The sequence below is a fragment of the Mycobacterium sp. 29Ha genome, from assembly GCF_032883055.1.
Classification (GTDB): Bacteria; Actinomycetota; Actinomycetes; order Mycobacteriales; family Mycobacteriaceae; genus Mycobacterium; species Mycobacterium gallinarum.
On sequence record NZ_JAMQTI010000014.1, the window covers coordinates 127,425 to 137,733 of the forward strand.

At 64.1% G+C, this 10,309-nt stretch carries 11 protein-coding genes; 8 read left to right on the forward strand and 3 right to left on the reverse strand.

Annotated elements, in window-relative coordinates; translation table 11 throughout:
- Positions 1–92 precede the first annotated feature (92 nt).
- Positions 93–752 carry an NAD(P)-binding oxidoreductase gene (locus M1248_RS19285; protein ID WP_317149408.1) on the forward strand — a complete coding sequence of 220 codons (660 nt, stop codon included), beginning with the start codon at positions 93–95 and terminating at the stop codon, positions 750–752.
- Here the strand turns inward: M1248_RS19285 and M1248_RS19290 are convergent.
- From M1248_RS19290 to M1248_RS19300, 3 genes are read right to left on the reverse strand one after another with little or no spacing between them, the layout of a single operon-like run.
- Entirely contained in the window at positions 736–2,940 is a 2,205-nt protein-coding gene (locus M1248_RS19290) for a molybdopterin-dependent oxidoreductase (RefSeq protein WP_317149409.1), read from the reverse strand. The two genes, M1248_RS19285 and M1248_RS19290, sit on opposite strands and share 17 nt — an antisense overlap.
- Before the next feature lie 52 nt (positions 2,941–2,992).
- Positions 2,993–4,066: a dihydrodipicolinate reductase gene (locus M1248_RS19295; RefSeq protein ID WP_317149410.1), complete on the reverse strand. Its 1,074-nt coding sequence runs from the start codon at positions 4,064–4,066 to the stop codon at positions 2,993–2,995.
- Between the two features lie 13 nt (positions 4,067–4,079).
- The gene (locus M1248_RS19300; RefSeq protein ID WP_317149411.1) at positions 4,080–4,868 is read right to left on the reverse strand and encodes an SDR family NAD(P)-dependent oxidoreductase; all 789 of its coding nucleotides are present in this window, start codon (positions 4,866–4,868) and stop codon (positions 4,080–4,082) included.
- Positions 4,869–4,968: 100 nt separating this feature from the next.
- Here M1248_RS19300 and M1248_RS19305 point away from each other — a divergent pair, with 100 nt between their 5' ends.
- The 7 genes from M1248_RS19305 to M1248_RS19335 all read left to right on the forward strand — a co-directional run bounded on the left by M1248_RS19305 (position 4,969) and on the right by M1248_RS19335 (position 10,305).
- Positions 4,969–5,568 (forward strand): TetR family transcriptional regulator, encoded by a 600-nt coding sequence (locus tag M1248_RS19305; RefSeq protein WP_163730720.1) that lies wholly within the window; start codon positions 4,969–4,971, stop codon positions 5,566–5,568.
- Positions 5,569–5,608: 40 nt separating this feature from the next.
- Positions 5,609–6,340, forward strand: a complete 732-nt coding sequence (locus tag M1248_RS19310; RefSeq protein ID WP_163730721.1) for a hypothetical protein — start codon at positions 5,609–5,611, stop codon at positions 6,338–6,340.
- A gap of 57 nt (positions 6,341–6,397) precedes the next feature.
- A complete protein-coding gene (locus M1248_RS19315) occupies positions 6,398–7,000 on the forward strand; it encodes a TetR/AcrR family transcriptional regulator (RefSeq protein ID WP_163730722.1) in 603 nt (200 codons plus the stop codon).
- 135 nt (positions 7,001–7,135) lie between these two features.
- Complete coding sequence (locus tag M1248_RS19320; protein WP_317149412.1) at positions 7,136–8,668, forward strand: MorD protein; 1,533 nt, start codon at positions 7,136–7,138, stop codon at positions 8,666–8,668.
- A gap of 29 nt (positions 8,669–8,697) precedes the next feature.
- Positions 8,698–9,483 (forward strand): CbbQ/NirQ/NorQ/GpvN family protein, encoded by a 786-nt coding sequence (locus M1248_RS19325; protein WP_163737709.1) that lies wholly within the window; start codon positions 8,698–8,700, stop codon positions 9,481–9,483.
- A 1-nt stretch (position 9,484) separates the two neighbouring features.
- Positions 9,485–9,613 carry a hypothetical protein gene (locus tag M1248_RS19330; RefSeq protein WP_286201645.1) on the forward strand — a complete coding sequence of 43 codons (129 nt, stop codon included), beginning with the start codon at positions 9,485–9,487 and terminating at the stop codon, positions 9,611–9,613.
- Entirely contained in the window at positions 9,610–10,305 is a 696-nt protein-coding gene (locus M1248_RS19335) for a hypothetical protein (protein WP_317149413.1), read from the forward strand. Before M1248_RS19330 ends, M1248_RS19335 begins: the two co-directional genes overlap by 4 nt.
- Positions 10,306–10,309 lie beyond the last annotated feature (4 nt).

Sequence of the window (10,309 nt, forward strand, 5' to 3'; positions counted from 1 at the left end):
ACACGCGAGTGTGGGGTTTTGTTACGCCAAGAGCCGAGTATGCGTGCGGGTAACCCACGTTCGGCGGAGAAGAGGAGCCGTAGCATGGCAGCATGCGCGTCGTCATCGCCGGTGGGCACGGCAAGATCGCCCTCATCCTCGAACGCCTGCTCTCCGAGCGCGGAGACACGGCGGTCGGCCTGATCAGAAACCCCGACCACGTCGCCGACGTGGAAGCGACAGGTGCCCAGGCGGTCGTCGTCGACCTCGAAGCGGTCACCGCCGCCGACGTCGCAACGCACCTGCAGGGCGCCGACGCCGTCGTGTTCGCGGCGGGGGCAGGCCCTGGCAGTGGCGCGGCACGCAAGCAGACCGTCGACTGTGATGCGGCCATTCTGCTCGCCGACGCGGCCGAGATCGCGGGAGTGCGGCGCTACGTGATGGTTTCGGCGATCGGTGCCGATGTCGAGGCACCCGATGACATCGGCGATCCGGTGTTCGTCGCGTATCTGCGCGCGAAAGGCCATGCGGACGACGTGATCCGCGCGCGTGATGCACTCGAGGTCACCGTCATACGCCCCGGCCATCTCACGAACGACGCGGGCACGGGTCGGGTCGAGATATCCGACCAGACCGGGCATGGTGACATCCCGCGCGAGGATGTCGCCAAGGTTCTGCTCGGGATGCTCGACACTCCCGAGACCGCCGGGCGCACGTTCGAGCTGATCGGCGGGGAAACGCCGATCGCCCAGGCGGTCAACCAAGCGCGGTGACAACGACGGGAATGTTGCCCTGACGCGGTAGGCCGGTGATGCGGTCGTAGTCGACGTCGGTGGGGACGAGGCGGCCGACGTTCGAGCCCCTGTCCCGAAACTCGGCGTCTTCCTCGGGCAATCCACCGAAAGCGTGGTGCATCGCTATCACGTCGGGCCGCAGGCTGTCGTCGGCTTCCAGCACCGCCGGAACGCCGTCGTGGGGGGATTCGATTCGCACCGAATCCCCGGACCGCAGGCCAAGTGCGTCGATCGCATCGGGGTGCATGTACGCGGGGTTGTACGGTTTGCCCCTGTGCAGCGCGGCGAGATTGGTGCCAGAGGAATTCATGAAGTTCTGACTGCGTCGCGGGATCAGCCGGAACGGGAAGGCGGAATCGCTTCGAGCAGTGGCGAAGTCCTCAGTCAGCACGTCTGCCAGCTCACCAAGGAGGTATCTGTTGCCGACGTCGAGCCGGGCTGTGCAATCGGGATCCCGTGGCTCGACCACGGCATCGACGTCGAAGATCTTGCCGTGCGGATGGCTGCGCACCTCGTCGAAAGGGACACGCGAAGTCGAACACATTTGCGCGAACAGTTCTTCGGTAGTGAGGTCGGTGTCGCGATTCATGTTGAGCACCACCGGTGGTGATTCCATGAATCTGCCCCCACCGCCGCCGAAAAAGTTCACAAACCAGAGATCCAGGTTCATGCGTTTGGTCAGTCCGAGAAAGAACTGCCACTCCTCGGTGAGATCGGAACCGGCCGGCGGATCGAGGAGTCGGGGCACATATTGCGCGTATGCAGCGGGGATGCCTGTGCCGCTGGTGTAGTACTTGATGAGCTCGCTGCCCATCGTCATCGCGGGTGTCTCCATCTGCATCATCGGGGCGATGACATAGTCAGCGAGCCGCGACGTCAGCGACATCTCCGTATCCAGGGTGACCAGCAGGTCGAGGCTCTCCAGAGCGCGCAGCGTCTTGCGCTGATCGGGCCACGCGGCCATCGGATTGCCACCGATACAGATCAACGCCTTCACCTGACCATCGCCCTCGAGCAGGATCTCATCGGCGAGCGCCGCAGTCGGCATACCGGCCACGGTGTCGGTAAGATCGCGCATCCTCAACTTCTCGCCGTATCCCCATCCCTCGTAGGGCGGATGCGGCTGCGCCTTGGCTGTGAACGCAGGCATCAATGTGTTGGGCCGCAGCACTTTTTCGCCGGCACGCTGCCAGCGGCCGCAGATCGTCGTCAGCGCGAGACACAGATATTCGAGCAAGCTGCCGTGCATCGCGAAGTTGGCGCCGGTTCCCGCATTCACCATTCCGCGCCGCTCGCCGTACGTCGCGAAAAGCCTTGCAGCGGCGATGAACTGGCCCTCCGGAACGTCGGCGCGCTCGGCGACGTAGGCCGGGGTGAAACCGGCCACGGCTGCCGCCAGGTCATCAAAGCCTGCCACGTTCTCCTCGATGAACGCGGTGTCGCACAGACCTTCCCGGATGACGAAGTTGATCATCCCAGCGAGAATCGTCACATCTTCACCAGGGCGGGGCTGCAGGTGAATCGCTGCGCGTGCCGCCGTCTGGGACCGGCGCGGATCGATCACGATGAGTTTCATCCCACGGCTGATCGCTGCCCGCAGGTTCTGCGCCGGGTTCTGCCCGGGGATGCCGATGGCCTTGGAGACCAGCGGGTTCGTTCCCACCAGCAGCCAGCTGTCGGCCTGGTGGAAGTCGACATCCCCGCCGAGCCAGTGACCGTGTGCAGCAAGCGCGATCTGCTTGCCGGGTTGGTCGATGGTGTTGGCGGTGAAGAACATCGGCGACTCGATCGCTCTGAGAAACGCGTTGCCCATCAACGCCGACGCCGGATACGGCAAACCGTTGGTTCCCAGGTACATCGCGATCGAGCGCGGGCCGTGGGTGGAGATCAAGTCCTGCAGTTTCGCCGCGATCTCGTCCATCGCGCGCTCGGACTCGATCGGCGCGTAGGTACCGTCCGCCTGTCGTTTCTGGCTGTGCAGGAGCCGCATTGGGTTGTTGTGGATTTCCGGCAGTGCCCGACCCTTGGCGCAGGTGTACCCCTTGAACATGGGATTGTCGGGATCCCCCGTCACCTTCGTGAGCCGACCGTCGGTGACGGTTGCCAGCACCCCGCAGTGCGCCGAGCAGATCCGGCAGATTCCCGGCTGGGTGGTGGTCTGCGACATCACCCGATGCTAGGCGACTGCTCAGCAATCCGGAGTGCAATCGCGGATGACGTCACCAGAACAGCCCGCGGATAACCGCTGCCTGCGGAATGTCCTCGACCGCGATCAGTCCTTTGGGGGCGTCGCACACCCAATCGATCACGTTGACCACCCGGGCCGCGGTGGAGACACATCCGGCCTCGGTGACATCGAGCAGCGGATCCGAGACGTGCGTGTTCAGCTCCACCCGCGGCTCACCCTCGACCACCACGCGGTGCACACCGGGCTTGCCGACGGGCGGGAACTCCCACTCCGGCGCGGCCACCTCCGTCAGTCGGGTGATGTGCTCCATCGTGATCACGGGAACCCCGTCACGCACCCCCTCGACCGCGAACTTGACCGCGGCCATGCCACCGGGCTCGACGGTGCACAGCTTGCACCCGATCCTCTGGTCGGTGTACCAGGGTTCGATCCGCTGCCGCACATCGTCGAGTTCGATGTCGAGCTGGTCGGCGAGATTGCGGACCGGGCCGCCCCACATGGTCGTCAGCACACCAGGCAGAAAGAACATCGGCTGCTCGTCATCCGCCTTCAGGCCGAAACCCATTGACTTACCGGTGAACTCGTAATCGTCATAGTTTGCGTAGTCGAAGATCTCCTGGACAAGAACGGACGTCGCGCGGGTGACCAAGCTCAGCGCGCTGTGCACCTCGGTGTCGCCGGAGTAGCCGGGGTCGATGCCGTTCACGTACAGCGACGAGTTGCCCTCCTCGCACGCTTTCTCCAGCGGTCCGGTCAGCCAGTCGTCGGCCTGACGCGGCGTCACCAGCCACACCATCGACGAGCCGACGACGTTGATGCCGGCGGCAAGGAGCTTCGCCAATTGCTCGACGGCTTCCATCGGCCGGGTCTCGGCCTGTGCTGTGTAGACGACGCAGTCGGGTTTGAGCGCGATCAGCGCATCGATGTCGTCTGTCGCGATGACGCCCGTCGGCTCGGTCAATCCGCACAGTTCGGCGGCGTCACGCCCGACCTTGTTCGGACTGGCCGCGTGCACACCCACCAGCTCCAGATCCGGCCGACCGATGATCGCCTTGAGTGAATGCTGGCCGACGTTGCCGGTGGAGAACTGCACAACTCGTCGCATGTGAGTTCCTCGATCAGTAGTCGGGAATGGGCAGCGGTAGGTTGTTCGAGTCGATGCCGCCGTCCACATGGAAGATAGCGTTGGTCGCGTAACAGTCTTTGGTCGACAGATACACACAGAGACGCCCGAGGTCCTCGACGTCGCCGAGGCGGTGCAGCGGCGTGAGCCCGAGCATCGTGTCCAGCGCCCCCGGCATCATGTCCAAGCCGCTCTGTAGCCCTTCCGTAGCGAAAGAGCCCAGTGCGATCGCGTTGACCCGGATCTTCGGCGCCAACTCCTGGGCCATCGCCCGGGTGAGCGCTTCGAGCCCACCCTTGGCGACGCAGTACGCAGTGAGCGCACGGATGCCGAAACGTGCTGAACCCGAGGAGATGTTGACGATGGATCCGTGTCCGGCCCCGATCATGTGCGGAGCAGTGAGCTGGCTCATGATGAACGCCGAAGTCACGCACCAGTCGAAGGTGCGCCTGAAGTCCTCGTCGGTGATGTCGAGAAACGACCCGAATCTCGAGCCGCCGACATTGTTGATCAGGATGTCGATACGGCCGAACTGCTCCATGGCCGTCGACACGACGCGTTCACCGTCGGGTCGGCTCATGGCGTCGGCGACCAGCGCCAGCCCCTTGCCGCCCTCCTTCTCGATGCCGTCGATCGTCGCGACGATGTCCGACTCCGTACGTGCTGTTCCGACGACGGTCGCGCCGGCTTCGGCAAGCACCCTCGCGATCCCCTGACCGACCCCCTTGCCGGCGCCGGTGACGATGGCCACCTGCCCGGCGAGGTTGAACTGCTCCAGCGCCATCCGCGTCCTCTCCTTTGAGTGCTGCTCATCTAACGACTTCCATTGACTGAAGTCAATAAGCGTCGTTCAAGCACGCGCAGTCAGACGGTAGAGTCGGCGTATGGCAGTGGTAGACAGGCCCTCAGCGCGTGAGACGAAGCGTCTGCAGACCCGCGAGCGTTTGATGGGAGCGGCCATCGCCGAGTTCAAACGCGCGGGGATGGCCGAAGCGGACGTCGGCGCGATCGTCGCGGCAGCAGGCGTCGCTCACGGCACGTTCTTCTTCCATTTTCCGACGAAGGAACACGTACTGCTCGAACTCGAGCAGCGTGAAGAAGAACGCATCGCCAAACAACTCGCACGGGCCGCGGGCTCCGAACATGACCTCGCATCGATGCTGGGGGAAGCGGTGCGGCTGGTGATGGGACTGGAACGCCGTCTCGGCGCGGTGCTGTTCAAAGACTTTCTCGCACTCCACTTTTCACAGACGAGACCCATCGACGAGAGCCGTCAGCACCCCGTTATCGTTGAGGTCGCACAGGCGATCGAACACGCCCAGAAGCGGGGCGAAGTAGCACCGGATGTGAACCCGATGAACAGCGCGGTGTTCTTCCTGCTCGGGCTGTATGCGCTGTTGACGACGACCCACGCTTGGCCCGGCCAGGCCGCGATGATCGACGACTACGTGACGCGGACACTGCGCAGCATCGAAGCAGAGTAGCCGATTGACTACCGTCGCTGGTTGACTATAGTCAGTCTGCATGAATCTGCCCACGCTGAATCTGGGCCGTAAACGTGCTGCCTCGACGAGCGCGAAGCCCTCCGGCAGTGGCCTTGACGAACACATGGCCGCGTCGCAGGCAGCACAGCGGCAGGCCGACAAGTGGCTCATATCCGGCAGCCTGCTGATCGGTACCGCGGCGCTCGGCGTCTTCGGTCTGCCGCTGTTTCTGCGAGGGGTATGGCTCCTTCGCAAGGCACAACGCGAAGGTCTGACAGTGCGCCCCATGCTGGTGACGCTGCTCGGCTATCTGGTGATCATCGACGCGGCGATCAACACCGTCGGATGGGCCTTGGACCTGGTCGCCAACCACACCATCCTGGCCCGAATCCTGTTGAACGGCTGGGGCGCAATGTTCGACGCGGGCTACTTCTGGCACTACAACGAACTATGGCTGGGAGGTGCCGCCGGGCCCGGCGAGAAGGCCATGGAAGTCGGGATGATCCTCACCGTCTTCACCATGCGCATCGCGGCGGCGATCGGATTCCTGCAGATGAAGCGGTGGGGACACCAGTGGATGATCGTCACCTGCTGGATGGGCGTGCTCATCTGGTGTCTCTACGTGTTCAACATGACCATGTACGCCGACGTGCGGTTCGCGGGCGTCGTCCTACCCGTCGTCGGCTGGTGGCTCTACGACATCTTCTACATCACCCCATTCCTCGCGATCCCCTACCTGCATTCGGTGAATCGTGAGATCTTCTCCGACTGAGTGTCAATGACTCAACTCATTGACTTTGGTCAGTAACTAAGTTACAAAGGGCGGACCATGACGCCTCAAGTCAAGCAGTCGGCGCGGGAAACGCGCCGGTTGCAGACGCGGGAACGCATCCTCGGCGCAGCGATCGCCGAGTTCAAGCTCGCGGGCATGTCCGGCGCCGACGTGAACGCGATTGCGACGGCCGCCGGCGTCGCCCACGGCACCTTCTTCTTCCACTTCCCGAGCAAGGAGCACGTCCTCCTCGAGTTGGAAAGCCGCGAAGAGGCACGGATGGCTGCCGATTTCGCCCGCTTCGTGGGTCACCCACATGATCTGGTGACGGTGCTCGATGAGGCGGTCCAGCTGGTGACCGGCCTCGAAGAACGTCTTGGCCCGCTGCTGTTCAAAGAGCTACTCGCCTTGCACTTCTCGCCGACCCGGCCGACCAAGGACGAATGGACCGACCACCCGATGATCGTGTTGTTGGTCGATGAGATCGAACGGGCGCGCGGCGACGGTGCGGTGCATCCCGCCGTCGACGCGTTCTACAGCGCCGCGTTCTTCCTGCTCGGCGTGTACGGCGTGTTCACGACCACGGTCAAGTCCGATATCCGGGACACGATGCTCGCCAAATTGGTCGACACGGCGGTCCGAGGTCTGGAGATCCGATGACTTATAGCAAGGAGGCCTGACGTGGATTGGGTATGGGAGATCCTGCGATACGTCGCCGCTTGGGGCGGCACCGGTTTGATCATCTGGTTCTGGTACTGGATGTTCTCGAACATCGGCACGTTCTGAGTAATCGATATGTCTGAGCTGTCCGAAACGCACGCGCTCGCCGTGGAACGCAGCTGCGCCGTCACGGCCGTGGCCCTCAGCGGGCAACGCCGCGAGGGTGTGCGCCTCGTGAGCGGACACCGGCGGGACTTCGGTCTGAGCTCCACCCTCGATTTCGTCCATGTCCCGTATCCCCCACCGGTTCACGACTGGACCAGGCGCAGCCTGACATGCGGTGTAGCGCTTCAATGTTCACCGTCGAAGGACCGCGTGGTCGACTATCGATTGAACGAGCTCTCGGCGCGGGAGCTGAGCGCGCTGTCCCTCGTCGAGGCGGGTGTCGCCGTGGGCTGGATCGCGGACAACTGGCCTGGGCTGCTGGCGGAAGTGCGCCGTCTGCTACCTGATCTTGCGGTCGCGCCCAGCGATATGGACGCCAAGGAGATGCTCCATCGCGCCGTCGCACTGGCGCGTACGCAGCAGCCGCTCATTGTTGACCCGTTGCTGGGCACCTTGCCCCGGGCGTACACCGACCCGCAGGGCATTGCCGACAAGCTGCGTCGCACCTTCGGCCGGATGCCCTGGACCACAACACAGAAGCGGCTGCCCCGGCCGTACTCCGTTCCCGTCGGCGGCGATGGCGGCGTGCGCAATCCGAACCTGCCTCCGCCGAGTCGTCCGCAGGACAACGATCTGGACATCACGCCCGAGCACCGCCCCGGCATCCCGTATCCGGAGTGGAATGCGTGGACCGAAAGCTTCCTGGCCGACCACGTTGCGGTGCTCGAACGCACCCACACGAGTCAGCACCGCCATCAGGTGATGGCCTCGGCGGATCTGCGAAAGTGGTTCTCAGAGCACACCCATCGCGCCATGAAGAACAGGCTGGAGGACGGATCCGACCTCGACGTCGAGCAGTACGTCAGCCATTACATCGATCTGACGACCGGCGAAGCCGTCGAGCCACGCATCTTCCGGGACCTGTTGCCCAGCAGCCGCGACGTCACCACCGCACTGCTGCTCGACGGTAGCTCGTCGCTGGGGGTGCACGGCGGCAAGATCTTCAAGCTCGAATTGGCCTGCGCCGACGCGCTTTCACAGGCGATGACCCTCGCCCGCGAACGCCACGGGATATTCGTGTTCACCGGCAACACCCGCCACCGCGTCGAGGTCACCTGCCTCAAGGATTTCGAGGACCGCCGGTTCGTGCCGCCGGGTGGCCTCGGCCTGGCCACGGGCGGATACACCCGGCTCGGCGCGCCACTGCGGCATCTGACCAGCCGGCTGCTCGCCCAACCGTCGGAACGGCGACTGCTGATCGTCATCGGCGACGGCCTGATCTCCGACGAGGGATACGAGGGCCGCTACGCCTGGGCGGATGCCGCGCATGCGGTGAAGGAGGCCAGCGAGGCGGGCGTGAGCATGTACTACGTCGGCGTCGGCCCGACGCGCGTCGATCCGCTGCCCGAGGTGTTCGGACCTCGCCGCTCCCAACGCATCCGGCGGATCGAGGAGCTTCCCAGGGTGTTGGCCCATGTGCATCGAGAGTTGGTGGCAGCGTGACAGAAGCGAGTAGCGACAGCGGATCGCACATGTCTCAGCAGTATTACTCCAACGGCAACGAAGTTCAGCTGTTCGAACAGGCGTACCGCCAGCGATTACCGGTGATGCTCACCGGGCCCACCGGGTGCGGTAAGACACGTCTGGTCGAGCACATGGGGCTGCTCCTACGGCGGCCCGTCGTCACGATCAGCTGCCACGACGACCTGACGAGCTCGGATCTGGTCGGACGGTTCATGGTCACCGGCGGTGACGTCGTCTGGACGGACGGTCCGCTCACCAGAGCCGTAAAGGCCGGAGCCATCTGCTATCTCGACGAGGTCGTAGAGGCCCGCCACGATTCGCTCGCGATCCTGCACTCGCTGACCGACCATCGTCGGGCTCTTTACCTGGACCGGGCGGGCGAGGTAGTCCAGGCGCCCGAAGCGTTCATGCTCGTGTGCTCCTACAACCCCGCGTACCGCAGTTCGTTGAAGGAACTCAAGCCGTCGTTCCGGCAGCGCTTCGTCACCCTCCCGATGCGCTATCTCCCGCCGGATCGCGAGGCCGAGGTGATCGTCACCGAGGCCGGTATCGCATTGGGGTCGGCCCAGCGTCTTGTGCAATGTGCAACGGCGATCAGGACCGCGGACGAAGCATTCCACTTCGAACCCCCGTCCACCCGAGTGCTCGTCACCGCAGCGCACCTGATCGCGGCGGGCGCAACTGAATTGGAGGCGGCCGAGGCCTGCATTCTCGCGCCGCTCTCGAGCGACGGGGCCATCACCGAAGGTCTACGCGAAGTCGCGGCGGCCAGCCTCATGGAAGGAGTCAACTGACGTGGATCAGAAGGAACGCAAGCGCAAGAGGGCACTCATCATCTTGCAGATCGTCATCTACGGCTACCTGCTGACGATGTTCGGGATCCAGCTGTACATGTCCTTCGCCCGGGGGTGGTGGGAGTTGTGAGCCTCGACGTCCGGTCGGGCGGCACGGTAAGCCTCGAGGAGCACGACGAGGCGTCGCGGCTGGCGCAACGCCGGGCCGACAAATGGATGATCGTCGGCGCCGGCCTGATGGGCATGTGGGCACCGGGGATCTTCGGCCTGCCGATCTTCCTGCGTGGGGTCTGGCTGCAGCGCCAGGCAGCGCGCGCCGGTCTGTCGATGCGGCCGATGATCGTCACCCTGATCGGATACCTGGTGCTGATCGACGGCATGCTCAACAGCCTCGGGTGGGCATTGGATCTCGTCGCCAACCACACGCTGATCAACCGCGTGCTGATGGTCGGCTGGGGTGCGATGTTCGACGCCGGATACTTCTGGCACTACAACGAATTCTGGGTCGGTGGCGCGGCCGGACCGGGCGAGAAGTCCATGGTGTTCGGGATGATCGTCACTGTCTTCGCGATGCGGTGCGCGGCGGCGATCGGGTTCCTGCAGATGAAGCGCTGGGGCCACCAGTGGATGATCGTCACCTGCTGGATGGGCGTGCTCATCTGGTGTCTCTACGTGTTCAACATGACCATGTACGCCGACGTGCGGTTTGCCGGTGTGGTCTTCCCGGTCATCGGCTGGTGGCTCTACGACATCTTCTACATCACCCCATTCCTCGCGATCCCGTATCTGCACACGGTCAATCGCGAAATCTTCTCCGACTGAACCT

Excerpts from the sequence above, each read along its gene's own strand:
- M1248_RS19285 (WP_317149408.1), top strand. The coding sequence starts at position 93 with ATGCGCGTCGTCATCGCCGGTGGGCACGGCAAGATCGCCCTCATCCTC.
- M1248_RS19310 (WP_163730721.1), top strand. The coding sequence starts at position 5,609 with ATGAATCTGCCCACGCTGAATCTGGGCCGTAAACGTGCTGCCTCGACG.
- M1248_RS19325 (WP_163737709.1), top strand. The coding sequence starts at position 8,698 with ATGTCTCAGCAGTATTACTCCAACGGCAACGAAGTTCAGCTGTTCGAA.
- M1248_RS19320 (WP_317149412.1), top strand. The coding sequence starts at position 7,136 with ATGTCTGAGCTGTCCGAAACGCACGCGCTCGCCGTGGAACGCAGCTGC.
- M1248_RS19295 (WP_317149410.1), bottom strand. The coding sequence starts at position 4,066 with ATGCGACGAGTTGTGCAGTTCTCCACCGGCAACGTCGGCCAGCATTCA.
- M1248_RS19290 (WP_317149409.1), bottom strand. The coding sequence starts at position 2,940 with ATGTCGCAGACCACCACCCAGCCGGGAATCTGCCGGATCTGCTCGGCG.
- M1248_RS19315 (WP_163730722.1), top strand. The coding sequence starts at position 6,398 with ATGACGCCTCAAGTCAAGCAGTCGGCGCGGGAAACGCGCCGGTTGCAG.
- M1248_RS19305 (WP_163730720.1), top strand. The coding sequence starts at position 4,969 with ATGGCAGTGGTAGACAGGCCCTCAGCGCGTGAGACGAAGCGTCTGCAG.
- M1248_RS19300 (WP_317149411.1), bottom strand. The coding sequence starts at position 4,868 with ATGGCGCTGGAGCAGTTCAACCTCGCCGGGCAGGTGGCCATCGTCACC.